This window comes from Cellulomonas uda (genome assembly GCF_006538705.1).
In the GTDB taxonomy this organism is placed as follows: domain Bacteria; phylum Actinomycetota; class Actinomycetes; order Actinomycetales; family Cellulomonadaceae; genus Cellulomonas; species Cellulomonas uda.
In genome coordinates, this window is the sequence record NZ_BJLP01000030.1 from 1 (window position 1) to 26,015 (window position 26,015).

Consider the following 26,015-nt stretch of genomic DNA (forward strand, 5'->3'; position numbering starts at 1 on the left):
CCGAGTCCGGGTACTGGCGGGTGCCGCCCGAGCGGCCCGCCGACCTGCCCGACGCGCAGTTCCCCGTCGAGGTCCTCCTCGCCGACCCGTCCGGGCACGTCGCGGTGTACGTCGGCGCCGTCGGCAACGGCCGCGTCGACCTCGCGTCCGACGTGATCGCGCGCACCGCGACGGGCGCCGACGTGACCGCCGCGAAGCGGCTCTACGGCCTGGTCAACGGCGAGCTCATGTGGGCGCACGACATGGCGGCGTTCGGCCGGCCCATGCAGTCCTACGCGTCGGCGCGCCTCGCGCGCGTCGAGGACGCGTGAACCGGTGACGGGCCCGGCGATGACCGAGGCCGCCGTCCCCGCCGAGGCCCCGTCCTACGAGGCGCCCCGCCACCGCAGCCCGCTGCTCGCGCGGCGCGGCGCGGTCGAGGGCGTCGGACCGGACGCCGGCGTCGCGTGGCACTACGGCGACCCGACCGCCGAGCAGCGCGCGCTCGCGCGCGGGGGAGCGGTCGTCGACCAGTCGCACCTGGGCGTCGTGCGCGTCGCGGGGCCGGACCGGCTGACGTGGCTGCACTCGATCACCACCGCGCAGCTCGCGGACCTGCCGCCCCGCACCTCCACCGAGCTGCTGGTGCTGAGCCCGCACGGGCACGTCGAGCATGCGGCCGGGGTCGTCGACGACGGCGAGGCGACGTGGCTGGTGACCCAGACACCCGCGGCGCTCGCGGCGTGGCTCGACCGCATGAAGTTCATGCTGCGCGTCGAGATCGCGGACGTGAGCGACGACTGGGCGGCGATCGGCGAGCCCGTCGCGGCCGAGGGCGGCCCCGACGAGCCCGTGACGTGGCGCGACCCGTGGCCGCACGTCACACCGGGCGGGACCCGCTACGGCCCCGCGCCCGACGAGCACCCCGGCGCCGACCGTGCCTGGCGGCTCGTGCTCGTCCCGCGCGCGGACCTCGTCCAGCAGGTCGCGGCCCGTGAGGCGACCGGGTGGCCGCTCGCCGGCACGTGGGCGAGCGAGGCGCTGCGGGTCGAGGCGTGGCGCCCGCGCGCCGCGTCCGAGGTCGACCACCGGACCATCCCGCACGAGCTCGACTGGCTGCGCACCGCCGTGCACCTGCACAAGGGCTGCTACCGCGGGCAGGAGACGATCGCGCGCGTGCACAACCTCGGGCGCCCGCCGCGGCGCCTGGTGTTTCTGCACCTCGACGGCTCCGGGCACCTGCTGCCCGAGCCGGGGGCCGCGGTGCACGAGACCACCGGCACGCCCGGCGAGCCCGGGCGCGAGGTCGGCCGTGTGACGTCGGTGGCCCGCCACCACGAGCTCGGGCCCGTCGCCCTCGCCGTGGTCAAGCGCTCGCTCGCCACCGACGCCGAGCTGCTCGTCGCGTGCGAGGGCGGGATGGTGTCCGCGGGACAGGAGGTCGTCGTGCCCGGTGAGGGCGTCTCGACCGACCGTCCCGCACCGCGCGGGCCCGTCGCCCGCGGGCTCGGCGTCCACCCCTCGCTCTGACCATGGGGGCCGCGCCGACGAGGCCCGCGACCGACGCCCCGCGCGGGGGCCTGCGCGAGCTGCGGCTCGTCGCCCGTGCCCGCTGGCGGCAGGGGATCGACCGTGTCCGGGCGGCGTGGTTCCCGATCCTGCAGGCGTCGGTGGCCGCGGGCATCGCGTTCGGCATCGGTCGGTACGTGCTCGACCACCCGTACCCGTTCTTCGCGCCCGTGTGCGCGTGGATCGCGCTCGGCTTCAGCGCCGACCGGTCGTTGCGCCGCGTCGCGGAGATCGCGGTGGGCGTGGCGATCGGGGTCGGGCTCGGGGACGCGCTGGTCCACGTCATCGGCACCGGGCTGTGGCAGGTCGCGCTCGTGCTGTTCGTCGCGGCGACGGCCGCGCGGCTCCTCGACCGTGGTGCGCTGCTCACCACGCAGGCCGGCGTGCAGGCCATGATCATCGTCGGCCTGCCGAGCATCGCCGCGACGGGCGGGCCGCTCGGCCGTTGGACCGACGCGCTCGTCGGCGGTGCCGTCGCGTTCGCCGTCGCCGTCCTCACCCCGTCCGACCCGCGGCGGCACCCCCGCGAGCTCGCCTCGCGCGCGACGCAGGAGGTCGCGGACGTGCTCGGCGAGCTCGCGCACGCGCTGGCGACGCAGTCGCCCGCCGATGCCGAGGACGCGCTCGTGCGTGCCCGCGCGTCGCAGCCGCGGCTCGACGAGTGGCGCGAGACCGCGACCAACGCGCGCGAGCTCGCGCGGCTGTCGCCCGCCGCGCGCCGGCACCGGGGCGAGCTCGTGCGGCTCGTCGGGGCGTCCGTGCAGCTCGACCGTGCGATGCGCAACACGCGCGTCATGACCCGGCGCGGGCTCGCGCTCCTCGAGGCGCCCACGGCACACGACCTCGTCGCGGCCGGGCAGCGGCTCGAGGCGACCGCGGCCGCCGCCGACGACCTGGCGTCGGCGTTCGCGAGCGGGCGCGACGCCGCGCGCGTGCGCGAGGCCCTGCTGCGCTCCGCCGCGGCCCTCGACCCGTTCACCATCGCGCCGGACGACTGGCAGGTGCAGAGCCTCGTGCTGCTGCACCGCTCGCTCGTCGTCGACCTGCTCGAGGCCGCGGGCGAGGACCCGGCCCGCGCCCGCGCCGCCCTCCCGGACCTCTGACCCTCCCCGCCGAGACCGCTGTTGCTCCGGGAATGGCCGCGGTGAGCCGGAACAACCGCGGGGTCGGCGATTCCTCTCCGGCCGAGACTCAGCTCCCTCCCTGGTCGAGCCCGTCGTTGCTCCGGGAATGGGGGACGTGAGCCGGAGGAAGCGCGGGGTCGGCGGACCGCTTCTCGTCGAGACCGTTGTTGCTCCGGGAATGGGGGACGTGAGCCGGAGGAAGCGCGGGGTCGCGGGTGCTGGGGGTGGGCCGGGGAGGGGGGAGCCGGTAGCGTGCCGCCGTGGAGGTCGCGGTCAGCGCGTTGCGCGCAGAGCTCAGGCAGTGGATCGAGACGGCGCGCGCGGGGCAGGACGTCGTGATCACCGAACGCGGCATCCCGGTGGCGCGGCTCACCGGCATCGAGTCCGCCGACCTGCTCGCGCGGCTCGAGCGCGACGGTCTGCTCGCGCCCGCCCGGGCGGCCCGCGAGCCTGCGCGGCCGGTCTCCGTGGACGGGACCCGCGACAGCGCACGGGACGGCGCGCGTGACGGGTCGCGGGAGGGGTCGCGGGACGGTGCACGCGACGGTGCGCTGTCCGGGCTCGTGCGGCGGCTGCGCCGCTGATGGCCGTCTGCTACTTCGACACCAGCGCGCTCGTGAAGCTGTGCGTCGCGGAACCCGGCTCGGAGCTCGCCGCGGCGCTGTGGGAGGGCGCGGACCTCGTCGCGACGTCCCGGCTCGCCGACGCGGAGGTGCGCGCACTGCTCGCCGGGGGGCGGCGGGCCGGCGTCATCGACACGCGTGTCGAGCGCGCCGCGCTCGCGCAGTGGGACCGGCTGTGGCCTGCGCTGCACGTCGTCGAGCTGCACGAGCCCGTCACCGCGGGCGCCGCGACGCTCGTCGGGTACCACGCGCTGCGTGCCGCGGACGCGTTGCACCTGGCGTCCGCGCTCGCGCTGCGGTCCGACGAGCTCGTCGTCGTCGCGTGGGACGAGCACGTGGCCGCGGCGGCCCGCGCCGAAGGGCTGCGCGTCGTGCCGTGACGCGGTGGACCGGCGGGGCGGAGGCCGCCGACGAGCGTGCGCGGGGCACCGCGCACCGCGCACGGCGTGCCGGCCACGGGACTGCGCGGGGTGACTGCGCGGGGTGACTGCGCGCGGCGCGTGTGGCCCGTAGGCTCGGCGCGTGGGAATCGTCGGAAGCCTCCAGTGGATCCTCTACCTGCTGTTCCTGCTCGCGATCTTCGTGCTGTGCGTGTGGGCGCTCGTCGACCTCCTGCGCCGCCCCGCGAGCGCGTTCCCCGCGGCGGGCAAGCGCACCAAGAACTTCTGGCTCGTGATCGTGGGCGTCGCGACGTTCCTCGCGTTCCTCGCGATGCCCCCGCTGCAGCTCATGCCGTTCCTCGGCCTGCTCTCGGCGGTCGCCGCGATCGTCTACCTGGTCGACGTCAAGCCCGCCGTGGCGCCCTACTCGCGCCGCAGGCCCGGTGGTCCGACGAGGTCGACGGGCGGCTGGTGATGTCCGACGTCGCGACGTCGGCCGTCCCGCTCGCGCGCGTGGTGCGCGGTGGTCTCGTCGAGTCGGTCCACGCGGGGCACGTCGTCGTGCTCGCACCCGACGGCGACGTCCGCCTCGCGCTGGGCGACCCTGACGTGACGATCTGGGCCCGCTCGTCGCTCAAGCCGCTGCAGGCCGTCGGGATGCTGCGGCACGGCCTCGACCTGCACGACGAGCAGCTCGCGATCGCGTGCGCGAGCCACAACGCCGAGGCGGGACACCTGGACACGGTGCGCACGCTGCTCGCGGCGCACGGCCTGACGGTGGCGGACCTGGACAACACACCCGACTGGCCGCTCGACCCCGAGGCGGCGTGGTCGTGGCGCGAGCAGGGGCACGGCCGTGAGCCGCTCGCGCAGAACTGCTCGGGCAAGCACGCGGCGATGCTCGCGACGTGCGTGGCAGCGGGCTGGGGCGTCGCGGGCTACCGCGAGCCCGGGCACCCGTTGCAGCGCGCGCTGCACGACGCGGTGGCCGAGCTCACGGGCGTGCCGGTCGAGGCGACCACGGTCGACGGGTGCGGCGCGGCGCTGTTCTCGACGAGCCTCGTGGGCCTGGCCCGCGCGTTCGGGCGGCTGGGCCGCGCGCCCCACGACCCGGCGCACGCGGGCACGCCGGAGGGCCGCGTCGCGGCGGCCGTCACCGCGCACCCGTGGCACGTCGCCGGGACCGGGCGGGACGCCACGCGGTTCATGCAGGCCGTCCCGGGGCTCGTCGCGAAGGACGGGGCCGACGGCGTCTACGCCGCGGGACTGGCGGACGGCGGCGCGGTCGCGCTGAAGATCGCCGACGGCTCCGCGCGGCCGCGGGCCGCGGTGCTCGCGGCGGCGTTGCGCGTCGCGGGGGTGGACCCCGCGCTCGTCGACGAGGTGGGCCGCACGCCCGTGCTCGGGCACGGCGAGCCGGTCGGGGCGGTCGAGGCCACGTTCTGACGCGCCCGACGAGGCGCCGGACGCGCCCGGGAGGCACCGGGCCGGGAGAGGCAGGGACATGCGAGCCGTCGTGCAGCGGGTCACGCGCGCGTCCGTGACGGTGGAGGGCGAGGTCGTCGGGGCGATCGACAGGCCCGGGCTGGTCGCGCTGGTCGGCGTCACGCCCGGGGACGGGCCGGCGCAGGTCGAGCTGGTGGCGCGCAAGATCGCGGAGCTGCGGATCCTGCGCGACGAGCGGTGCGCGGTGGACGTGGGCGCGCCCGTCCTCGTGGTCAGCCAGTTCACGCTGTACGGCGACACCCGCAAGGGGCGTCGGCCCACGTGGAACGCGGCCGCACCCGGTCCGGTCGCCGAGCCGCTGGTCGACGCGGTCGTCGAGACGTTGCGTGCCCGCGGGCTCGAGGTCGCGACGGGCGTGTTCGGCGCGGACATGGCCGTGGAGCTCGTCAACGACGGCCCGGTGACGATCCTGCTGGAGTCGACGCCGGAGGCGTGACGACTGAGGCGACGCCCGGGCACGGGAGAAGGCCCCTCGAAGTAAGCGTTCGAGGGGCCTTCCCGGGTGATCCCAGGCCGTCCGTCCGGTCGGGCGAACCCGGCCGTCCGTGTCGTCGCCGACGGGTCGGTGCGACCGGCGCCGCTTCGACGGTGCGGCTCCCACCCGGCACCCGGTGGTCCGGCGAACCGGTCCGCCGCGGGCGGGGGGACTGCGATCGACCTCCCGGCTCCGAGCGGCCCTCGCGTCGTCGTCCGCGAGCCTCCGGGTTGCCCCGTCGGTGTGGTCGCCCGTTCTCCGGTCGGCCCGGTCCCGCTGTCCCTGTCCCCGTCAGGGGCACCTCCCGAGGGGGGGCGGTTCCTGTCGGTTCTCGATCCGGCGGGGCCGATGAGTGATTTCTAGTCCTGCGTCCAGGACCCCGCAAGGGGCAGGTCAGGGGCAGTTTCGTCCACAGGTCCCTCCACACGGTCGTGCACAGGCCGGCCTGCGAGAACACCGGCCGAACACAGGGTTGTGGACAGAATTTGTGGACAAGTCGCGTGTCGTTCACCCGGTCGGCGGTCGCCCTCCTCGTACCCTGGAGGTCGGTGAGGGCCCCTCGGAGTAAGCGTCCGAGGGGCCCTCTCATGCGTGAGGCGTCTCACGGCGCCGGCGGGACCGTTGGCCGCGCGGACCCACCCGCACCCGGTCGAGGATGGGGGCATGAGGATCGACGCCTCGCTGGGGGACATCACCGAGCTGGCCGTGGACGTCGTCGTGAACGCGGCGAACTCCTCGCTCCTGGGCGGCGGGGGCGTGGACGGGGCGATCCACGCCGCGGCCGGGCCCGGGCTGCTGGAGGCCTGCCGCGAGCTGCGCGCCACGCGCTACCCGGACGGCCTGCCCGTCGGGCACGCCGTGGCGACCGACGCGTTCGACCTGCCCGCGCGGTGGGTCGTGCACACCGTCGGGCCCAACTGGCGCGCGGGTGAGCGTGACCCCGCGATGCTCGCGTCGTGCTTCCTCAGCTCGCTCGAGGTCGCCGTCGACCTCGGTGCGCGCACCATCGCGTTCCCCGCCGTCAGCGCGGGGGCGTACGGGTGGGACCTCGACGAGGTCGCGCGCATCGCCACGGCCGCCGTGCGGACCTGGAAGGTGGGTACCGCGCAGGACCGCCGGCCCGACGGCACGCCCAACGGGATCTCGCACGCGCAGTTCGTGCTGCACGACGAGCGCGCACTGCGCGCGTTCCAGGAGGCGCTGGCGGCCTGAGGCGAGCGCCTCAGCCGACGGGGCGTGCGAACCAACCGAGCACGGCCGCGACCACCGGCGGGTCCTGCGGGGAGTGGTCGCCCGGCACCGTGACCAGCTCCCACGGACCCGCGAGCGACGCCAGGTGGTGGCGCAGCTCGTCGGGGGAGCCGAACGGGTCACGCTCGCCGCTGACCGCGAGCACCGGCACCCGCACGTCCGGCAGGTGCCCGACGCGCAGCTGCTCGGGACGACCCGGGGGGTGCAGCGGGTACGACAGCAGGAGCAGACCCGCGGCGGGCTGGCCCTGCGCCACGGCCATCGACGCCATGCGCCCGCCGAACGAGCGCCCGCCCAGCACCAGCCGCGCCGGGTCCACGCCCAGCTCGTCGGCCCACGCGTCCGCGCGTTCCCGCAGGTGCGGGACGGCGGCCTCGGCGCGCTCGGGGCCACGGCTGCCGCGCTCGCGGTTGGCGAAGTCGAGCCGCAGCACCGGCAGCGGGGCGAGCGCGGCCTCGAGCGCGACGAGCGTGCGGTGGTCGCGGTCCGCGCCCGCACCCGGCGTGAGCACCACCCCGGCGACGGTCGTCGGGTCGAACGCGCGGTCGTCGGCCATGGCTGTCAGGGTAGCGACGCGTCCAGGCGGAACGCCGCGCGCAGGGTCGCCAGGACGCCGTCGTCGTCGTTCGACGGCGCGACGAACCGGGCCGCCGCGCGGACGTCCGGGTGGGCGTTGGCCATCGCGAACGACCACCCCGCGGCCTCCAGCATGCCGAGGTCGTTGAAGTAGTCACCGAACGCCATCGTCTGCTCGGGTGGGACACCGAGCCGGGCCTGCAGCGCGCGCAGCGCCCGGCCCTTGTCGGCGTCCGGGCCCATGACGTCGACCCAGTGCTCGCCCGAGACGAGCACGCGGTCGGGGCCGTCGAGCGGCGCGAGCAGCGGCCCTGCGCCGTGTTGCGCGTCGTCGACGTCGAAGACGGCGAGCTTGAGCACCTCGTCGTCCACCGCCTGCAGGTCCGCCACGTGCTCGAGGCGGCGGTAGTACGGGCGCACGTGGGCGAGGAACTCCTCGTCGGTCCGCTCGACGTACGCCGAGCGGACACCGCACAGCACCGCGCCGAGCCGCGCGCCCTGCGCGACCGCGCCGCGCACCAGGTCCACGCCGCGGTGCGCGGACCCGCGCGCGAGCGGCGCGACCGCCACCGGCTCGTCGTCCTGCACGACGAGCGCACCGTTCTCCGCGATGTACGTCAGGTCCCCGCGGTCCAGCTGCGCGCGCAGCGTCGCGTGCTGGCGTCCGCTCGCCGGGCACACCGTGACGCCCCGCGCGAGCAGCGCGTCGAGCACCGGGCGGAAGCCGTCCGGGAGGCGCTTGGCGGAGTCGAGCAGCGAGCCGTCCATGTCGAGCGCGACCAGGCGCACGGACGTCGCGTCGAGCGTCGAGCGCAGGTCGTCCAGGAGCGTGGCGGGCCGGGTGTCGGCGGTGCGGGCGTGGTTCGCGGGCTGGTCGTCGGGCACACCCGATCGTCTCAGGAGTCGCGCAGCGCGTCCTGCACGCCCTGCTCCGCGGGACCCAGGTGCACCGGCTCGCGTCCCGTCAGGCCGTCCCACCAGCCCTTGTAGGACGCCGCGACCTCCCGCAGCTCCCAGCGCCGCAGCTGCGCGGACCGCACCCCCGCCGACGAGACACCCACACCCTGCGTGTCGATGCCCGCCGCGGTGCAGGAGAACACCGCGCGGCGCACGTGGTAGTCCTGCGTGAGCACGACCGCGGCGTCCACGCCGAACACGCGGTGCGCACGCACGCACGAGTCGTGCGTGTCGAACCCGGCGTAGTCGAGCACCACCGCGGACGTCGGGACGCCGTTCGCGACGAGGTAGTCGTGCATGGCCGTCGGCTCGTCGTGACCCACCGAGCCGTTGTCGCCGCTCACGAGGATCACCTGCACCGTGCCGCGCTCGTACAGCGCACGCGCGGCGTCGAGGCGGCGGCGCAGGTAGGTGGACGGCGAGCCGTCGGGACGCAGACCCGCGCCGAGCACGATCGCGACCGGCGTGTCCCGCACGTCGTCGAGCGCCCGCAGCCGCGCCTGGCCGGTGCCCTGCACCCACGCGAGCGGGACGAGCAGCACGACGACGAGCGCGGCGGCGACGAGCAGGCGGCGGCGCCACCGCCTGCGCGCGGGCCGGGCGTGCCGCGCCGGCTCGTCGGGCGGCGCGGCGGGAAGCTGCTCCGCCTCGATGCTCACCCGCCCACCCTACGACCCCCCTCCCACCCCCGACCGCCGCCGCGCCACCCGCCACCGGTGGCCGGTCCGAAGCGGAGCTGGACCGTGAGTGGGTGGAGAAACGCTCGCCAGGCGAGCGTTTCTCCACCCGTTGCGGGAGCGGCGCACGCGGCGGGGCGTGGATGAGAGGTCTCTCATCGGGGACTCCTGGAGGACTCATGGTCGGTGGGCATCGTCGGGGGGGTCGCGCTCGGCGCGGCGGCGCACCCCACGACCCACCAGGAGGACCTCATGCGCACCCTTCCCCGTTCCGTCTGGATCGTCTCCGGCACGCTCGGCGCGGTCGCCGTCGCCGGCGGGTCCGCCTTCGCGGCGGCGTCGAGCACCCCGAGCACCCCCGCGCCGGTGGTCCCCGCGTCGTCGTCGGCGACACCGTCGCCCGCGGTCGAGCCCTCGGTCGTCCCGTCCCCCGCGACGCCGAGCGACGCCGTGCCGACGCCCGCGGGACCGTCCGCCGTGCCGTCCGGGTCGCCGAGCGCGTCCGTGGTGCCGTCGCCCGGCGCGGCCGACCCGTCGCGCACGCACAACTCGTCGGCCGTCACGACGGTCACGGCCCTCACGCCCGCGAGCCCCGTGACGTCCGCGAGCGCTGTGACGCCCGCGAGCGCGGTGACCCCCGCCAGCCCGGTGACCCCCGCCAGCCCGGTGACCCCCGCCAGCCCGCTGACGCCCGCGAGCCCGGTCTCGCCGGCCAGCGCCACGAGCGCGGAGGACTGAGGTCACTGGCACGCTGTCGACCATGACCGAGCCCGTCCGTCCCGAGGCGCCGCTGCCGCGCCCGGGCGGGCGGGCCGCGCGTGCGCCCGACGAGGCCGCGGCGTTCGGGGTCCTCACCGGTCCGCAGGCCGGTGACCTGCTCTCGTCGGTGCTCGGCACGACGAGCGCGCGCCTCGACTGGCGCGTCGAGGCGGTGCACCACCGGCCGGGCGACGGCGTCACCGTGGGCTACGTCGTCGCGACCCGTGGGCCGGGGCACGCGGGCGGGAGCGGCGCCGCCGCGCAGGCGACGGTCGAGTACGTGCTCGCGTCGTCGTCCCGGTCGGCGCCGCGGGACGCGCCGGGTGTGGTCGTCGCGCACGGCCCGGCGGGGGAGGTGCTGGTGTGGCGGCACCCCGACGACCCGGTGCTGCCCGCGCTGCGGCGGGCGTGCGACCCGGCGCTGCTCGCGTACGCGCTGCCCGGCGACTGGCCGATCACGTCGCTCGAGCTCGTCGGGTACCGGCCGCTGCGCCGTGCCGTGGTGCGCGCGGAGCGGGACGGCGTCACGTGGTTCGTGAAGGTGCTGCGGCCCCGGGACGGGCACGCCGACGACGTGGTCGCGCGGCACGTGCTGCTCGGCGCCGCGGGGGTGCCGGTGCCGCGCGTCGCGTACGCGTCCGACGACGGGCTCGTGGTGCTCGAGGCGCTCGCGGGCACGCCGCTGCTGGACGCCCTCGTCGCGGGCCGGGCACCCGCGCTCGCGGACGTGCTCGAGGTGGTCGCCCGGTTCCCGCAGGAGGCGCTCGCGCTCCCGCACCGGCGCCCGTGGTCGTCGCGGGCGCGCGCCTACGCCGGTGCGCTCGAGGTGCGTCCTGCGCTCGCGGGCCGGGCGCACGCGGTCGCGGCGGGGGTGCGCGCGGGGCTGCGGAGCACCGACGCGGGGCCGGTGGTGCCGACGCACGGCGACCTGCACGAGGGTCAGCTGCTCGTCGACGACGCGGGCCGGGTGACGGGCCTGCTCGACGTGGACACGGTGGGGCCGGGGCACCTCGTCGACGACGTCGCGTGCCTGCTCGCGCACGTGCACGCGGTGCACCCGTCGACGCCGGCCCTCGGTGAGGTGCTGCGGCGGTGGACGGACGAGGCGCGGGCGTTCGTGGACCTCGAGGCGCTGCGGGTGCGGGTCGCGGGGGTGCTGCTGTCGCTCGCGGCGGGTGCGGTGCCGGTGGGCGCCGAGGAGCCGCACACCGACTCCGAGCGGCTGCTCACGGCCGCGGAGGCGTGGCTCCCCTGACCGCCGCGCCGGTCACGCCTCGAAGCGGTAGCCCACGCCCCGGACGGTGGTGATGAGGTCCGGATCGAGCTTGGTGCGCAGGTAGCGCACGTACACGTCGACCACGTTCGACGACGGGTCGAAGTCGTAGCCCCACACGCGCGAGAGCAGCTGCTCGCGCGACAGCGCCGTGCCCGCGTTGCGCAGGAACGTCTCCGCGAGCGCGAACTCCCGCGCCGACAGGTCGACCACGCGTCCGTCGACGGTCGCGCGCCGTGCGCGCAGGTCGAGCGTGACGGACCCGCGTCGCAGCACCGTCGTGTCGTCGGCCGCGTCCTGCTCGGTGCGCAGCCGCAGCCGCACGCGCGCGAGCAGCTCCTCGAACCGGAACGGCTTCGCCATGTAGTCGTCGGCGCCGCCCTCGAGCCCGGCGACGGTGTCCTCGACCGACGAACGCGCGGTCAGGATGATCACGGGCAGGCGCGAGCCGGCGGCGCGCAGCCGGCGCAGCACGTCGAACCCGTCGCCGTCGGGCAGGGTGATGTCGAGCACCATGAGGTCCAGCTCGCCGGTCAGGGCGAGGTCCAGCGCCTCGCGGGCCGTCCCGACGACCGTCGGGGCGTACCCCGCGGCCTTGAGCCCCTTCGCGACGAACGACGCGATGCGCGCCTCGTCCTCGACCACCAGCACACCGCTCACGCGTCGCTCCCTCCGGTCGGGGGCACCACCGCGGCCGGGACGGTCACGACGAACGTCGACCCGACCCCCGGCTGCGACGACACGTCCACACGTCCGCCGTGCGCGCGTGCGATGGCCGCGACGATCGCCAGCCCCAGTCCCGCGCCCTCGGTCCCGGCGGCCTGCGCCGTCCGCTCGAACCGCTCGAAGACCCGCGCCTGCTGGTCGGCGGGGATGCCGACGCCCTCGTCGCGCACCCACAGCCGCAGCACCCCGCCGGCGACCGCGGACCCGAGCGTGACCGTCGAGCCCTCGTCGGAGAACTTCACCGCGTTGCTCGCGAGCTGCAGCCACGCCTGCGTGAGCCGCCGGGCGTCGACGAGGCACGTCGCGTCGGCGCGCTCGTCGACACGCCACGTGCGCGCACCGAGGCCCACCGCCTTGTCGAGCACCTCGTCGGTCAGGACGCCCAGGTCCGTGGGCGTCGGTTGCACGAACCCCTCACGGTCCGCGACGGCGAGCACCAGCAGGTCGTCGACGAGCAACCCCATGCGCCCCACCTCGTCGAGCGCGAGCTCGCGTGTGGCCCGCACGTCGTCGGCGTCGTCGACGTCCATGAGCTCCAGGTGCCCGCCGATGATCGTCAGCGGCGTGCGCAGCTCGTGGCCCACGTCGTCGAGCAGGCGGCGCTGCGCGGACATCGACGCCTGCAGGCGGTCCAGCATCGCGTTCACGGTGTGTCCGACCTCGCCGACGTCGTCGTCGGTGGTCACCGGGACCCGGACGTCGAGCGTGCCCTCGTCGATCCGCGCCGCGGTGTCCCGCAGCTCGCGCACCGGGCGCAGCACCCGGCCCAGCAGGAGCCACGCCACCACGCCGGTCACCGCGAGCGCCCCGGCGGCGACGCCCGCGTACGTGCGCCACGTCTCGTCGAGCGACGCAACCTCCAGGTCACGCACCGTCGCGGCCGCGAACAGGCCCGAGGGCGCCGCGGGGTCGTCGACGACGAGCGGGACCGTCACCACCCGGTAGTGGGCGCGCGCGGTCGTCACCGTGCGCAGCCGCACCGGGTCGTCCGCGGGGACCGTGCGCAGCAGCGCAACGAGCTCCGGGTCGTCCTCGAGGCGCACGGGCACCGTCGTCGGCGCGTACCAGGCGGGTGCGCCGTCGACGAGCGCGATGCTGCCGTCCGCCGGGTCCGGGAGCGTCTGCTGCATCGCGGTGCGCAGCACCTGGTCGACGGGCAGGTCGGCGTTCGCGAGCGCGATCGTGCGGAACTGGTCGGCCGCGCGGGCGAGCTCGGCGTCGATCGAGCCGTCGAGGTCCTGACGCTGGATCGCGTACGTGGTGAGGCCGGCGCCCGCGAGGCCGAGCGCGGTGACCGCGAGCGTGGTCGCCACCACCTTCGCGCGGACCGTGCGCCGCACACGCCGGCGGGGCTCAGTCATCGTCGCCGCCGCGGTGGCGACCGCGGTCGTCGTCGGGTTCGGGCGTCGCGTCGTCGTCCGGGTCGTCCGTCTCGTCGTCGTCCGGGTCACGGGGCTCCGCGGGCTCGACGGCGGCCGGCGACGGCGTCGCCCGGGGCGTGGACGACGTGGGCGCCGGGGTCGGCGTGCGCGCCGGGACGGGCGTCACGACGACCGGGTCGCCGATCGTGCGGTCCGGTGGCGGGCTGAGCGCCGCGGCCATCGCCCACGACGCCGACCCGACGACGAGCACCGCCAGCAGCACCGTCAGCACCGTCCGCAGTCCCCGACCCATGCGCCCATCGTGCCTGCCGCACATGAGGCGAGGATGAGACCGCCGCGCCGGTCAGCCGTCCGGCGCGAGCAGGTCGGCTCGCAGCACGGGCAGCTCGCGCACCAGGACGTTCCACAGCAGGTCCTTGTCGATGCTCACGTAGTGGTGCGCGAGCCGGTCCCGGATGCGCTTCAGCTCGCGCCACGGCACCCTCGGGCGCGCGGCCCTGAACTCCTCGTCGAAGGCCCCGCACGCCGTCTGCAGATCGATGAGCAGCGCCTTCGTCGCGAGGTAGGCGATCTCGTCGTCGCCCACGAACTCGTCGTACCCGCGCGCCACGATCCGGTCGGCCACGTCGAGCATCCGGGCGACGTCCGCCAGGGCGCGGGTCGCGCGCTCCGCCGGTGTGCTCACAGCGGGCGGGCGGTCGCCCGGGCCGACTCGACGACCGGGCCACGCCCGTCGTCGTGCACGATGTCGACCCGCACCTCGAGCAGGTCCTCGAGGTCGAGCTCCATGCGCATGACGTCGACGAGCGACGTCCCTGGCGCGGTGTCGACGAGGAGGTCGAGGTCGGAGTCCTGGGTGTCGGAGCCGGCAGCCGTCGACCCGAACACCCGGACGGTGCGTCCGCCGTGCGCCCGGACGATGTCCACGATCTCGTCGCGGTGCTCGCGCAACGCCTCGGAGGGGAGCGGCCGGAGCGCGGCGAGCACCCGGTCGAGCTGGACCGGCCCGAGCGGGCGGCGGCCGGTCTCGTGCGCGCTGATGTTGGGCTGCGGCACGCCGCTGCGGTGCGCGAGCTCGGCCTGCGTGAGGCCGCGCCGGCGCCGGCGCTCCGCGAGGTCGGTCGACACGTACCGACCATAGCGCGTCGCTATAGGGCTCGCGGGGTCAGCGGGTCAGGGTCGCGACGAGGGCGGGGACCGCCTCGTCGATCGGGGTGCGGATCACCTCGTCGGCCAGGTGGTCGTACGGCGTGGGCTCGGCGTTGACGATCACCAGCCGCGCCCCGGACTCGACCGCGAGCGGCGCGAGGCTCGCGACCGGGTGGACCGTGAGCGTCGTACCGATCGCGACGAACGTCTGCGCGTCCGTCGCCGCCGCGACCGCGCGGCTCAGCGCGTCCTCGGGGAGCTGCTCGCCGAAGTACACGACGTCCGGCTTGAGCACCCCGCCGCACTCGACGCAGCGCGGGTCCGGCTCGTCGGGCAGCCGTGCGAGCACCTCGCTCGTCGGCCACGTCGTCGTGCACCGCAGGCACGACGTGGTGGCGAGCGACCCGTGCAGCTCGACCACGTGCTCGTCGGACGAGCCCGCGGCCTGGTGCAGGCCGTCGAAGTTCTGCGTGAGGACCGCGCGCAGCCCGCCCGCCCGCTCGAGGTCCGCGAGCGCGCGGTGCGCGGCCGTCGGATGGGCGTGCCAGACCGCGTGCCCCGCCCACGCGCGCCAACCCTGCACCCGCACGTCGGCGTCGCGCACGTACGCGGAGATCTCCAGGAGCCGGGCGGCCGACGGGTCCTGCGTCCACACGCCCTGCGGTCCTCGGAAGTCGGGGATGCCCGACGACGTGGAGATCCCCGCGCCCGTGAGGACCGTGACCGTGGGCTCGTCGTGGTGGTGCGGCACGTCAGCCTTGCGCGTCGAGCCGGGCCGCGACGTCCGCGGGGAACCCGCCCGTCGCGATCGGACCCCAGCGCTCGGGCGTGATCCGGATCAGCGACTTGCCCTGCACCCGCATCGCCGCCCGGTACTCGCCCCAGTCCGGGTGCTCGCCCGCGATGCAGCGGAAGTAGTCGACCAGCGCGTCCTCCGCCTCCGGCATGTGCAGCACCTGCGCGGTGCCGTCGACCTGCACCCACGGGCCGTCCCACTCGTCCGAGAGCACGCACACGCTCACGCGTGCGTCACGCCCGGCGTTGCGCGTCTTGGCGCGGCCCGGGTAGGTGGAGATCACGATGCGGCCCTCGTCGTCCACGCCGCCCGAGACGGGCGAGACCTGCGGGCGGCCGTCCGCGCGCGTGGTGACGAGCAGCAGGTGGTGCCGCGGCCGGACGAAGTCCAGCAGCTCGTCGAGAGGGACCTGGGTCGTGCGGGCGATGGTTCGCGGCATACGACGACCGTACGACGAACTCAGCCGCGACCGTCGTCACGTGACGAGTACGAGCCCCTCACGGATCGCACCGCCCCCGCGCCACGGGTTGCGTGGGCGGGGGCGGCGCCGGGTGCGGGTGGTCAGCCGACAGGTTCGGGGACCCGCGCGACCGCCGGTGCGGGCTCCGGCTCGGGGCGGCGGGCCAGGCGGCTCGGCCACCACATGCGCGGGCCGATGTCGAGGTTGAGCGCGGTGACGAGCACGGAGCGGACGACGAGCGTGTCCAGCAGCACGCCGAACGCCACGGCGAACCCGATCTCGGCGAACCCGACCGCCGGCAGCGTGCCGAGCGTCGCGAACGTGCCCGCGAGGACCAGACCGGCGGACGTGATGACACCCCCGGTCGCCGCGAGGCCGACGAGCGTGCCCCGCCGGTGACCGACGCGCTGCACCTCCTCACGCACGCGCGTCATGAGGAAGATGTTGTAGTCGATGCCCAACGCGACCAGGAACACGAAGACGAACAGCGGGAACGACGAGTCGGCGCCCGCGAAGTCGAACACGTGGCGGAACACGAGCGCCGAGACGCCGATGGCCGCACCGAACGACAGGATCACCGTGCCCATGAGCACGAGCGGCGCGACGACCGAGCGCAGGAGCGCGACGAGGATCAGCAGGACCGCGAGCAGGATGATCGGGATCACGACGAGGTTGTCGCGGGCCGACGCGCGCTGCACGTCCAGGTTGATCGCGGTCTCCCCGCCGACCACGGCGTCCGCACCCGGCACCGCGTGCACGGCGTCCCGGACGCGGTCGATGGTGTCGAAGGCCGCCTCGGAGTCCGGCTCGCTGGTGAGCGTGCCCTCGAGGTAGGCGGTGCCGTCCGCGACGACGGGCTCGGTGACGCTCGTCGGGTCGATGCCCTCGACGCCCGCGAACGCCGCGCGTACGTCGTCGGCCGCCGACGCGTGCGCCAGCACGACGACGGGCGTCCCGACGCCACCCGTGAAGTGGTCGACGAGCACCTGCTCGCCGACGATCGACGGCTGCTCGGTGGTGAACGACTCCTCGGTCGACAGGCCCGTCGCGTTGAGCTGCAGGGCCCCGAACGACGCGATGACGAGCACCACGGACGTCCCGACCCACGTGCGACGCGGCCGCAGCGCGATGCGGTCACCCACGCGCGCCCAGAAGCCGTGCTCGGTCGGCTCGGCGTCGCCCAGGTGCGGCACGCGCGGCCAGAACACCCAGCGGCCGACCGTGACGAGCAGCGCCGGCAGGAGCGTGAGCATGACGAGCAGGCAGACGACGATGCCCGCGGCCGCCACCGGCCCCAGCCCGGCGGTCGAGCTCATCGTCGCGAACAGCAGGCACAGCATCCCGGCCGCGACCGTCGCGCCGGACGCGATGATCGCCGGGCTCGCCCGGTGCAGCGCGACCGCCATCGCGGCGTGCCGGTCACCGTTCCTGCGCAGCTCCTCGCGGTACCTCGCGGTGAGCAGCAACGCGTAGTCGGTGCCCGCGCCGAACACGAGGACGGTGAGGATGCCCGCGCTCTGCGCGTTCACGGTGAGGTCCGCGTTCTCCGCCAGCAGGTACACCACGGCCTGCGCGACGGTCAGCGCGACTCCCGCCGAGACCAGGGGCAGCAGCCACAGCACCGGGCTGCGGTAGGTGAGCAGCAGGATCACGATGACGACCGCGGCTGCGGCGTACAGCAGCGTCGAGTCGATGCCCTCGAACGCCGCCGCCGAGTCCGCCGACGCCCCGACCGGCCCGGTCACGTGCAGCGCCAGCCCCTCGGGGTTGTCCGCGCCCGCGGCGCGCAGCGCGTCGACCACGTCGATCGACTGGTCCCAGTCCTCCATGGACACCGGCACGATCACCTGCGCGGCCTCACCGTCCTGCGAGACCTGCGGCCCGACGACCTCGCCCGCGAGCAGCTCGACCGCGCCGAACGCGCGCACGTCGTCGGCGATCGCCTGCTCGTCCTGCGCCGTCAGACCTCCGGGCCGCTCGTAGACGACGACCGCCGGTGCGGTGTCCTCCGGGACGAACGCGGCGGCGCGCTCCAGCACCTGCGTGGACTCCGCGTCCTTCGGGAGCCAGCTGCCGGCGTCGTTGTCCTGCGCGTCGGTGAGCTTTCCCGCGAGCGGGCCGAGCAGCGCGAGCGCGCCCAGCCAGAACACGATGACGACGTACTTCACGTACCGGTGGGTGACCCACCCGGCGACCTTGACCATGACACGCCCCCTGGACTGCGTCGATGTGAGGGAGAGGAGACGGCGCGGACCGTGCGCCGAGGAAACGCTCCCGCACAAGGGGCGAACAGGGACATCCGGGATACCCCCGGTTCCGAGGTGGGGTTCCCCTGAGGTCTCGGGTCGGGGTCGGGCTCAGGCCCCGACCGGCTGGGCGGCGAACCGCTTGGCGACGTCGGCCAGCGCGAGGCTGCTGCCCGAGGCCAACTCCTGGCTGTCCAGCTTCGTCGTGAGCGCCAGCGTGGTGCCGTCGTGCAGGTCGAACGCGACCCGGACCGGGAAGCGCCGCGTGACACGGCCCGCGACGACGTCCTCGAACGGCACGAACCAGCTCCGCGCGGCGAGCTCGGCCGGTGACGCGCTCGCGGCCAGCGCGCGCAGGCGCTTGCGGCCCTCCTGGTAGCGCTTCGGGCACGGCACCAGGACGAGCCCGTGCGTCAGGACGAGCAGGTCGAAGTGGTCGCGGCCGACGACGACGTTGGCGACACCCGCGACCACGGCCGCACCCCGGGCGTCCGCCTCCGCGGACGCGGCGACCGCGTCGAGCTCGACCCCGAGCGCGACGAGCTGCGCCCGCAGCTCCGACGCGCCGCTCGGGCCCTGCCCGCCGAGCAGCGCGAGCGGCCGCAGGTCGAAGGGCGCGCCGTCGGGCCCGACGAACGGGTCGCGCGCGTCCCAGCGGTGCTCCCACCGCGCGGCCCCGCCCTCGACGAGCGCGCACCGCAGGACCGCCTCCCACACCGCCGTCGCGGGGGTCGCGCCCGTCTCGTCGGGGTCTGCGGCGGCGTCCATCCCGAGGTCGAGCAGGACCTCGTCGAGCCGCCCCTGCTCCGTCAGGTCGAGCAGGCCCGCCAAGGACCCGACCTCGACCCCGAGCCGCCGGCCCACGGCGCGGAACACGATGTCGGCCGTGTGCTGCGCGCTCGCCGCTCGGGCCCGCGGCGTGAGCTCGTCCCAAGGCAGGCGCTCACGGTCGGCGTACCGCACCACGGCCTCGGCGAGCATCCCGGTCAGGGCCGGCAGGTCGCGGACGAGCGTGCCGGCCGGGCGCGAGTCCCGCGGGACGACCGGGTCGTCGGCCAGCTCCATCGCGGCCACCCGGGCCGCCGTCGACGGGTGGCTGTCCCACCGGGCCTGCTCGTCCGACGGCGCGAGCGTGCGCAGCCGGTCCAGCTCGTCCCTGCGGGCCGCGAGCAGCGCGGCGAACCCGCTGAAGAACTCGTCGCTCGTCGGCGCCAGACCCGCCTCCCACGCGTCGGAGACGTACCGGTCGAAGTAGAACCGCCACGCGACCGACAGCACCTCCAGCTCGTGGAGCGTGCCGGCCGCGACCTCCCGCCCGGCGACCTGCACCGACACGGCATCCGCCTCGAGCTCCTGGCGGCGGCTGATCGCGGCGGACGCGAGCAGGTACAGCCGCCCGTACCCGCGCAGCACCCAACCGGCGACGCCCGTGACCTCCGCGGCCGCGGCGCCGACCGCCTGCCGGCCGCGGTAGGCGATGGGCGCGAGACGCGTGTGACCGTGCGAGTAGTGCCCGAGCTCGTGCGCGAGCACCGAGCGCAGCTGCGCGACGTCGAGCGCCTGCAGGAGCGGGAGGCCCACGTACAGGCGCCGCGTCCCCGCGACGAGCCCGAGCGCCCGCGCGTCCTCGGAGACGAACGCGTTCAGGTCGTGCACGAGGCGGACCTCGCGCGGGACGCTCGTGCGAGCAGCGGCCGCCAGCTCCTCGACCGTCGCCCACAGCTCGGGTGCGGTCTCGCGCGTCAGGACGACCCCCGTGGGCTCGTGCGTCTGCGCCTTGCTCACCTTGCGCATCGTCACGACGAACCCGAACGCCGCGGCCAGCGCGAAGATCGCGAGCTTGGCCCCGATGGTGTGCCCCGAGGAGATCAGCGCGACGCCCACCGCGAGGATCCCGAGGAACACGAGCGCGGCCGTGACGTAGAACCCTGCGATGAGCGCCAAGCACAGCAGCGCGCGGTAGGTGGTCTTCACGCGTCGAGTATGGCGAGCCGGACTCCCGGCACGGGGTCCTTTCGACCTAGTCGTCCCATCGTCCCCCCGTCCGGACGACGACGTCTTCGCGGACCGTCACCCGACGAGCGTGCTGCGGAGCTCGATGACGTCGAACGGCTCGAACGGCGTCGTCGTGTGGGCGGTCCCTTGGATGTCGCGCCATTCGCGGTCCGGGTCCTCGTCGACGCGGTACTTCCCTTCCCACGTCGTCGTGAGGATGACGGTTGCGGTGAGCTCTTGCGAGTAGGTGTGCGCGACGTCGAACGACGGGTAGGGCGCGCCGGGGTCGTCGGTCTCGAGCACCGCGCCGTCACCGAAGTCCCACGTGTACGCCACCGGGTAGACCTCGACGTCGATGCCGTAGCCCAGCAGTGAGGTGCGGAAGGTGCGGTTCTCGGGTTCGGCGTACACGATCAGCGCCTTGTTGACCAACGCCTCCGTGCCGGCAGGTTGGCGATGCGCTGTGAGCGGCTTGATCGTGAGACGACGCAGGTCGCGCTCGGTCAGCGCGGGCAGGAGGTCATCAGGGCAAGCCCATCCGGCCCGCATCTGCCAGAGTGTCCAGTCGTCACTCGTCGGCGTCGGCCGAGTCCGGACCCACAGGGGTTCGACGGGCGCCTCCCCCTCGCACCACGGGACCTGGACCGTGCCGTTCGGTGGGCCGCAGGGACCGTCGATGCCCGGCGTCAGGTACTCAGAGTTCACGTTGCACAGTGGTGCACGCGCGTACTGCTTCAGGGGATCGGGCTTGGCCTTCCAGGAACGTAGTTCCTGCTCCCCTTCGAACGCGTCGACGAGGACGACCTTGTCCTCGCCCATCTGCGACTTGGCCGAGGCCAGGGTGGGCGTCGCGGCGACGATCGTGGCGGCCGCGGTGAGCACGAGGGCGGTCCTACGAGTCGCGTTCACGAGTTCTTGCCCCAGTCATCGACCTGGACACCGTTGACGACCCACCGGCTGCCCGTCCAGGCGAGGCTGAAGTTCGCCTTGTACGAGAGCGTCTCGGGGAAGTCCTCGACGAGGGTGCCGTCTGCGGCGACCGTCTGCGACGGCGTCTCGATGTACTCGACCCCGACCACGAACTCTCCGCCACCCATGTCGAAGCCCGACGTGAAGCCGAGCTCGAAGGCGCCACCTTCGCCGTGGTTCCCGGCCCCATGAATCTCGGTGACGAAGTCGCGAACGCTCGAGCAATAGGTGCACGGTCGTCCGCTCAGGGCATCCCAGTCGGCGAGGTCCCCGGTGGCGACGACATACGGGAAGAGCGACAGGAAGTAGCGCGCGACGGCCTTCGCGTTCTCTTCGGTCGCCGGGCCGTCGAGCGCGGCAGGACGCTCGGGTGGGATGGTGACGTCCTGCTGGTCCGTCGTGGGACCAGGCGAGGGAGCCGGCGTCGTCGGGGACGGCTCCGGCCTCGCGGTGGCGGTGACCGCGGTCACGGGCGGTGTCGTCCCGAAAGGTTGCGGGCTCGCGTCGGTGCAGGCGGCGAGGGCGAGGGTCGCGAGGGAGATCAGCAGCGCGGTGGGCGTCCGGGACATGGGCGAAAACTACCCAACTCGGACACGCGACGGGTGGGGTGGTCCGCCGGGCTGTGGACAAGCGTCCTCGCGGGGCGTTGCGGCGCGTTCTCGAGCGCCATCCACACAGACGAGCGTGCGGATCTCGTCGATGAACAGCCATCTCTCAACCCTTACCGATGAGCCCCGAGGAACCGGATGTCACCCGACGAGCGTGCTGCGGAGCTCGATGACGTCGAACGGCGCGAACGGCGTCGTGGTCTGCGCCGTGCCGGTGATGTCCCGCCACTCGTGGTCCGGGTCCTCGTCCACCCGGTACTTGCCCTTCCACGTCGTCGTCAGGGTGAGGTGGGCGCTCAGCTCGTCGGCGTAGGTGTGCGCGACGTCGAACGAGGGGTAAGGGGAGCCGGGGTCGACCGTCGTGAGGCTCTGCCCGTCGCCGAAGTCCCACGTGTACTCGACCGGGTAGACGTCGACGTCGATCCCGAAGCCGAACAGGTCCGTGCGGAACGTGCGGTGCTCGGCGTCCGCGTAGACGATCAGCGGCTTGTTCACGAGCGCCTCCTCACCAGAAGGCTGGCGGTGCGCGGTCAGCGGCTCGATCGTCAGCCGGCGGAGGTCCTCCTGGCTGAACGGCGGCAGAAGATCGTCGGGGCACGCCCACCCCGAGAGCATCTCCCAGGCGCTCCAGTTCGTGCTCGTCGGCGTCGGGCGCGTGCGGCGCCACAGCGGCTCGACCGGCTCGTCATCGCCGCAGCCCGGGACGGCGACGGTGCCGTTCGGAGGGGCGCACGTGCCGTCGATCTCCGGCGTCAGGTACTGGGAGTTGACGTTGCACAATGGCGCACGGGCGTACGCGATCCGAGGGTCGGGATTCGCCTGCCATGCTCGCAGGGCGAGGTTCCCCTTGAACGCGTCGAGCAGCTCCACCACGTCCTCGCCGACGCGAGTACGAGGAAAGGGCGGTTCCGGGGTCGCGCCCGCGGTGACCAGCACGACGATCGCCGCAGCCGCCCAGAGGACGGCGTGGCGGCCGAGGCCCTTCACTGCTTGCCGGCCCACTCGTCCACCTCGACGCCGTCGACGACCCAGGACGAGGACGAGCGTCGGAGTTCGAAGTTCGCCTTCATGCTGTAGGTGTCCGGGAAGTCCTCGACGACCGACCCATCGGACGCGACGGTCCGGGACGGCGTCTCGAGGTACTCGATCCCGACGACGAAGCGGCCGTCTTCCAACGCGAACGCCGAGGTGAAGTTCAGCTCGAGCGCACCGCCGGTGCCGTGGTTGCCCTTGCCGTGGATCTCCTTGGCGGTCGCCGCGATGCTGTCGCAGAAACTGCACTCGGGGCCACTGAGCTGGTCCCACGTCGACAGGTCGCCCGTGGCGAAGACGTACGGCACCAGTGACAGGAAGTACCGCGCGACGGCCTTCGCGTTGTCCTCGGTGGCAGCGCCGACAAGGGCGGCAGGTGGCTGAGGCGGTGTCGTCATGTCCTGGTCCGGCCCTGCGCTGCTCGTCGGCGCGGCCGACGGGGACGGCGCGGTCGTCGTCGAGGCCGACGCTGTCGACGGTGGGGTCGTCGCGGCGGTTGCGGCCACGGTGACAGCTCTCTCGGGTTCGGGCCCGCCGTCGGTGCAGGCGGCGAGGGTGAGGGTCGCCAGGGCAAGCATCAGCGCGGCGGGCAGGCGGGACATGCGGGAAAAGTACCCAACTCGGACATCTGGCGGGTGGGGTGGTCCGTCGGGATGTGGACAACCGACCGGGCCGGGTCGCGTGAGCAGGTGGTCGGGGCGTGGGCTTTCACGCCTGCGGCGAACACGGGCCTATCGGCCAGGGTGCCGCCGTTAGCATCGAACAACGCCGCATCGTCGTCGGCCCCTGGCGCTCCCCACCGAAGCCGGGTCAGGGCGACGAGCACGCCGCTCGTGAGGAGTGCACATGTTCGAGAGATTCACGGACCGAGCCCGTCGCGTGGTCGTCCTCGCCCAGGAAGAGGCGCGGATGCTCAACCACAACTACATCGGCACCGAGCACATCCTCCTGGGCCTGATCCACGAGGGTGAGGGTGTCGCGGCCAAGGCGCTCGAGTCGCTCGGGATCTCGCTGGAGGCCGTGCGCGCGCAGGTGCAGGAGATCATCGGCGAGGGCCAGCAGGCGCCCTCGGGCCACATCCCCTTCACGCCGCGCGCCAAGAAGGTGCTGGAGCTGTCGCTGCGCGAGGCGCTGCAGCTCGGCCACAACTACATCGGCACCGAGCACATCCTGCTCGGGCTCATCCGCGAGGGTGAGGGAGTCGCCGCCCAGGTGCTCAACAAGCTGGGCGCGGACCTCAACCGCGTGCGCCAGCAGGTGATCCAGCTCGTCTCCGGCTACCAGGGCAAGGAGCCCGTGGCCGCGGGCGGGCCGCAGGAGGGCCAGCCCTCGGGCTCGGCGGTGCTCGACCAGTTCGGGCGCAACCTGACGCAGGCCGCGCGCGACACCAAGCTCGACCCGGTGATCGGGCGCGAGAAGGAGATCGAGCGGGTCATGCAGGTGCTGTCCCGCCGCACCAAGAACAACCCGGTCCTGATCGGCGAGCCGGGCGTCGGCAAGACGGCGGTCGTCGAGGGGCTCGCGCAGGACATCGTGCGCGGTGACGTGCCCGAGACGCTCAAGGACAAGCAGCTGTACACGCTGGACCTGGGCGCGCTGGTGGCTGGCTCGCGCTACCGCGGTGACTTCGAGGAGCGCCTGAAGAAGGTGCTCAAGGAGATCCGCACGCGCGGCGACATCATCCTGTTCATCGACGAGATCCACACGCTCGTCGGCGCGGGCGCCGCCGAGGGTGCGATCGACGCCGCGTCGATCCTCAAGCCGATGCTCGCGCGCGGTGAGCTGCAGACGATCGGCGCCACGACGCTCGACGAGTACCGCAAGTACGTCGAGAAGGACCCGGCCCTGGAGCGTCGCTTCCAGCCGATCCAGGTCAGCGAGCCGAACCTGCAGCACGCGATCGAGATCCTCAAGGGTCTGCGTGACCGGTACGAGGCGCACCACCGCGTCTCGATCACCGACGGCGCGCTGGTCGCGGCCGCGACGCTCGCGGACCGCTACGTCAACGACCGCTACCTGCCGGACAAGGCGATCGACCTGGTCGACGAGGCGGGCGCGCGCCTGCGCATCCGCCGCATGACGGCTCCGCCGGAGCTGCGCGAGCTGGACGAGGAGATCGCCGCGACGCGTCGCGACAAGGAGTCGGCGATCGACGAGCAGGACTTCGAGAAGGCCGCGCGCCTGCGCGACCAGGAGAAGCAGCTCGGCCTCAAGCGCCAGGAGAAGGAGAAGGCCTGGAAGTCGGGCGACCTGGACGCTGTCGCGGAGGTCGACGAGGAGCTGATCGCCGAGGTGCTGGCGAACGCCACGGGCATCCCGGTGTTCAAGCTCACCGAGGAGGAGTCCAGCCGGCTGCTCCACATGGAGGAGAACCTGCACAAGCGGGTCGTCGGCCAGGACGCCGCCATCAAGGCGCTCTCGCAGGCCATCCGCCGCACGCGTGCGGGCCTCAAGGACCCGAAGCGTCCCGGTGGGTCGTTCATCTTCGCCGGACCCACGGGCGTCGGGAAGACCGAGCTCGCCAAGGCGCTCGCGGAGTTCCTGTTCGGTGACGAGGACGCGCTGATCCAGCTCGACATGTCCGAGTTCTCGGAGAAGCACACGGTCTCGCGACTGTTCGGCTCGCCCCCCGGGTACGTCGGGTACGACGAGGGTGGTCAGCTCACCGAGAAGGTGCGCCGCCGGCCGTTCTCCGTCGTGCTGTTCGACGAGGTCGAGAAGGCGCACGCGGACATCTTCAACTCGCTGCTGCAGATCCTCGAGGACGGTCGCCTGACCGACTCGCAGGGCCGCGTGGTCGACTTCAAGAACACCGTCATCATCATGACGACGAACCTCGGCACGCGGGACATCGCGAAGGGCGTCATGACCGGCTTCCAGGCCGGCGGCGAGCTCGCGACGGACTACGAGCGCATGAAGGCGAAGGTCAACGACGAGCTCAAGACGCACTTCCGTCCGGAGTTCCTCAACCGCGTCGACGACGTGGTGGTCTTCCCGCAGCTCTCGCAGCCGGAGATCTTCGCGATCGTGGACCTGATGATCGCCAAGCTCGACAAGCGCCTCAAGGACAAGGACATGGGCATCGAGATCACGCCCGCGGCCAAGAAGCTGCTGTCCGAGAAGGGCTACGACCCGGTCCTGGGTGCCCGCCCGCTGCGTCGCGCGATCCAGCGCGACATCGAGGACGCGCTGTCGGAGAAGATCCTGTTCGGCGAGCTCCACTCGGGTCAGACCGTGATCGTCGACGCCGAGGGCGAGGGGCTCCTCGGGGAGTTCTCGTTCCGTGGGGTCGACCGGGGCACGGTCGACGCGGAGCCGGTGCCCGTCGGCGCCTCGACGGGGACGCCGGGGTCGGGCCGTGACCTGCCCGCCGCGCCGCCGATCGTGGCGTCGGGTGACGGCGGGTCGGGCCTGGCGCCTGCCTGACGCACACCTCAGCACGACACCGGCGAGGGCCGGGACCGCACCAGGTCCCGGCCCTCGCCGCGATCGGGCCTCTCGAC

28 protein-coding genes are annotated in these 26,015 nt (G+C 74.2%); 11 read left to right on the forward strand and 17 right to left on the reverse strand.

Going from position 1 to position 26,015, the window contains the following annotated elements:
• The 9 genes from CUD01_RS09725 to CUD01_RS09765 all read left to right on the forward strand — a co-directional run.
• A partial coding sequence (locus tag CUD01_RS09725) for a heme-binding beta-barrel domain-containing protein (protein WP_141320658.1) occupies positions 1 to 311 on the forward strand: 311 nt, incomplete at its 5' end.
• Between the two features lie 19 nt (positions 312 to 330).
• Positions 331 to 1,509 (forward strand): CAF17-like 4Fe-4S cluster assembly/insertion protein YgfZ, encoded by a 1,179-nt coding sequence (gene ygfZ / locus CUD01_RS09730; protein WP_141320660.1) that lies wholly within the window; start codon positions 331 to 333, stop codon positions 1,507 to 1,509.
• Positions 1,510 to 1,511: 2 nt separating this feature from the next.
• A complete protein-coding gene (locus CUD01_RS09735; protein WP_141320662.1) occupies positions 1,512 to 2,651 on the forward strand; it encodes an FUSC family protein in 1,140 nt (379 codons plus the stop codon).
• 281 nt (positions 2,652 to 2,932) lie between these two features.
• The gene (locus tag CUD01_RS09740; RefSeq protein WP_141320664.1) at positions 2,933 to 3,256 is read left to right on the forward strand and encodes a type II toxin-antitoxin system Phd/YefM family antitoxin; all 324 of its coding nucleotides are present in this window, start codon (positions 2,933 to 2,935) and stop codon (positions 3,254 to 3,256) included.
• A complete protein-coding gene (locus tag CUD01_RS09745) occupies positions 3,256 to 3,675 on the forward strand; it encodes a type II toxin-antitoxin system VapC family toxin (protein ID WP_094181046.1) in 420 nt (139 codons plus the stop codon). Before CUD01_RS09740 ends, CUD01_RS09745 begins: the two co-directional genes overlap by 1 nt.
• 142 nt (positions 3,676 to 3,817) lie before the next feature.
• Entirely contained in the window at positions 3,818 to 4,150 is a 333-nt protein-coding gene (locus CUD01_RS09750; RefSeq protein ID WP_232514459.1) for a DUF2516 family protein, read from the forward strand.
• Positions 4,150 to 5,121 carry an asparaginase gene (locus CUD01_RS09755; RefSeq protein ID WP_141320666.1) on the forward strand — a complete coding sequence of 324 codons (972 nt, stop codon included), beginning with the start codon at positions 4,150 to 4,152 and terminating at the stop codon, positions 5,119 to 5,121. Before CUD01_RS09750 ends, CUD01_RS09755 begins: the two co-directional genes overlap by 1 nt.
• A 58-nt stretch (positions 5,122 to 5,179) precedes the next feature.
• Positions 5,180 to 5,617 (forward strand): D-aminoacyl-tRNA deacylase, encoded by a 438-nt coding sequence (gene dtd, locus CUD01_RS09760; protein ID WP_141320668.1) that lies wholly within the window; start codon positions 5,180 to 5,182, stop codon positions 5,615 to 5,617.
• A gap of 702 nt (positions 5,618 to 6,319) precedes the next feature.
• Positions 6,320 to 6,868 (forward strand): O-acetyl-ADP-ribose deacetylase, encoded by a 549-nt coding sequence (locus CUD01_RS09765; RefSeq protein ID WP_141320670.1) that lies wholly within the window; start codon positions 6,320 to 6,322, stop codon positions 6,866 to 6,868.
• A 10-nt stretch (positions 6,869 to 6,878) separates the two neighbouring features.
• Here CUD01_RS09765 and CUD01_RS09770 read toward each other — a convergent pair whose 3' ends face one another.
• The 4 genes from CUD01_RS09770 to CUD01_RS09785 all read right to left on the reverse strand — a co-directional run bounded on the left by CUD01_RS09770 (position 6,879) and on the right by CUD01_RS09785 (position 9,839).
• Positions 6,879 to 7,463, reverse strand: a complete 585-nt coding sequence (locus tag CUD01_RS09770; protein ID WP_141320672.1) for an alpha/beta hydrolase family protein — start codon at positions 7,461 to 7,463, stop codon at positions 6,879 to 6,881.
• Between the two features lie 5 nt (positions 7,464 to 7,468).
• Positions 7,469 to 8,368: a Cof-type HAD-IIB family hydrolase gene (locus tag CUD01_RS09775; protein ID WP_307722675.1), complete on the reverse strand. Its 900-nt coding sequence runs from the start codon at positions 8,366 to 8,368 to the stop codon at positions 7,469 to 7,471.
• An 11-nt stretch (positions 8,369 to 8,379) separates the two neighbouring features.
• Positions 8,380 to 9,099 (reverse strand): SanA/YdcF family protein, encoded by a 720-nt coding sequence (locus CUD01_RS09780; protein ID WP_244937736.1) that lies wholly within the window; start codon positions 9,097 to 9,099, stop codon positions 8,380 to 8,382.
• A 173-nt stretch (positions 9,100 to 9,272) separates the two neighbouring features.
• Entirely contained in the window at positions 9,273 to 9,839 is a 567-nt protein-coding gene (locus CUD01_RS09785) for a hypothetical protein (protein WP_141320674.1), read from the reverse strand.
• Between the two features lie 38 nt (positions 9,840 to 9,877).
• On the opposite strand from CUD01_RS09785, the gene CUD01_RS09790 reads away from it, so the two are divergent.
• Positions 9,878 to 11,131 carry a phosphotransferase family protein gene (locus CUD01_RS09790; protein ID WP_141320675.1) on the forward strand — a complete coding sequence of 418 codons (1,254 nt, stop codon included), beginning with the start codon at positions 9,878 to 9,880 and terminating at the stop codon, positions 11,129 to 11,131.
• Positions 11,132 to 11,143: 12 nt separating this feature from the next.
• On the opposite strand, the gene CUD01_RS09795 is transcribed toward CUD01_RS09790, so the two are convergent.
• The 13 genes from CUD01_RS09795 to CUD01_RS09855 all read right to left on the reverse strand — a co-directional run bounded on the left by CUD01_RS09795 (position 11,144) and on the right by CUD01_RS09855 (position 23,114).
• Complete coding sequence (locus CUD01_RS09795) at positions 11,144 to 11,809, reverse strand: response regulator transcription factor (RefSeq protein ID WP_141320677.1); 666 nt, start codon at positions 11,807 to 11,809, stop codon at positions 11,144 to 11,146.
• Positions 11,806 to 13,236: a sensor histidine kinase gene (locus CUD01_RS09800; protein WP_141320679.1), complete on the reverse strand. Its 1,431-nt coding sequence runs from the start codon at positions 13,234 to 13,236 to the stop codon at positions 11,806 to 11,808. The genes CUD01_RS09795 and CUD01_RS09800 overlap by 4 nt, the downstream gene beginning before the upstream one ends.
• Entirely contained in the window at positions 13,229 to 13,549 is a 321-nt protein-coding gene (locus CUD01_RS09805) for a hypothetical protein (protein ID WP_141320681.1), read from the reverse strand. The genes CUD01_RS09800 and CUD01_RS09805 overlap by 8 nt, the downstream gene beginning before the upstream one ends.
• 51 nt (positions 13,550 to 13,600) lie before the next feature.
• Positions 13,601 to 13,942, reverse strand: a complete 342-nt coding sequence (locus CUD01_RS09810; RefSeq protein WP_141320683.1) for a HepT-like ribonuclease domain-containing protein — start codon at positions 13,940 to 13,942, stop codon at positions 13,601 to 13,603.
• Positions 13,939 to 14,385: a nucleotidyltransferase domain-containing protein gene (locus tag CUD01_RS09815; RefSeq protein WP_141320685.1), complete on the reverse strand. Its 447-nt coding sequence runs from the start codon at positions 14,383 to 14,385 to the stop codon at positions 13,939 to 13,941. The genes CUD01_RS09810 and CUD01_RS09815 overlap by 4 nt, the downstream gene beginning before the upstream one ends.
• Positions 14,386 to 14,422: 37 nt before the next feature.
• On the reverse strand, positions 14,423 to 15,157 hold the full coding sequence (locus CUD01_RS09820) for an SIR2 family NAD-dependent protein deacylase (protein ID WP_141320687.1): 735 nt from the start codon (positions 15,155 to 15,157) through the stop codon (positions 14,423 to 14,425).
• Position 15,158: 1 nt separating this feature from the next.
• Positions 15,159 to 15,641, reverse strand: coding sequence for a PPOX class F420-dependent oxidoreductase (locus tag CUD01_RS09825; RefSeq protein WP_141320689.1), 483 nt, complete (start codon positions 15,639 to 15,641; stop codon positions 15,159 to 15,161).
• Positions 15,642 to 15,763: 122 nt separating this feature from the next.
• On the reverse strand, positions 15,764 to 17,866 hold the full coding sequence (locus CUD01_RS09830) for an MMPL family transporter (protein WP_141320691.1): 2,103 nt from the start codon (positions 17,864 to 17,866) through the stop codon (positions 15,764 to 15,766).
• Between the two features lie 153 nt (positions 17,867 to 18,019).
• Positions 18,020 to 19,882, reverse strand: a complete 1,863-nt coding sequence (locus tag CUD01_RS09835; RefSeq protein ID WP_141320693.1) for a M48 family metallopeptidase — start codon at positions 19,880 to 19,882, stop codon at positions 18,020 to 18,022.
• A gap of 96 nt (positions 19,883 to 19,978) precedes the next feature.
• Positions 19,979 to 20,722 carry a hypothetical protein gene (locus tag CUD01_RS09840; protein ID WP_170209613.1) on the reverse strand — a complete coding sequence of 248 codons (744 nt, stop codon included), beginning with the start codon at positions 20,720 to 20,722 and terminating at the stop codon, positions 19,979 to 19,981.
• Between the two features lie 86 nt (positions 20,723 to 20,808).
• Positions 20,809 to 21,441 (reverse strand): DUF6318 family protein, encoded by a 633-nt coding sequence (locus CUD01_RS09845; RefSeq protein WP_141320697.1) that lies wholly within the window; start codon positions 21,439 to 21,441, stop codon positions 20,809 to 20,811.
• Positions 21,442 to 21,621: 180 nt separating this feature from the next.
• Positions 21,622 to 22,482 carry a hypothetical protein gene (locus tag CUD01_RS09850; RefSeq protein ID WP_141320700.1) on the reverse strand — a complete coding sequence of 287 codons (861 nt, stop codon included), beginning with the start codon at positions 22,480 to 22,482 and terminating at the stop codon, positions 21,622 to 21,624.
• Entirely contained in the window at positions 22,464 to 23,114 is a 651-nt protein-coding gene (locus CUD01_RS09855) for a DUF6318 family protein (RefSeq protein ID WP_094181029.1), read from the reverse strand. Before CUD01_RS09855 ends, CUD01_RS09850 begins: the two co-directional genes overlap by 19 nt.
• Before the next feature lie 244 nt (positions 23,115 to 23,358).
• On the opposite strand from CUD01_RS09855, the gene CUD01_RS09865 reads away from it, so the two are divergent.
• Positions 23,359 to 25,938 (forward strand): ATP-dependent Clp protease ATP-binding subunit, encoded by a 2,580-nt coding sequence (locus CUD01_RS09865; RefSeq protein ID WP_141320704.1) that lies wholly within the window; start codon positions 23,359 to 23,361, stop codon positions 25,936 to 25,938.
• The last annotated feature ends 77 nt before the right edge of the window (positions 25,939 to 26,015 follow it).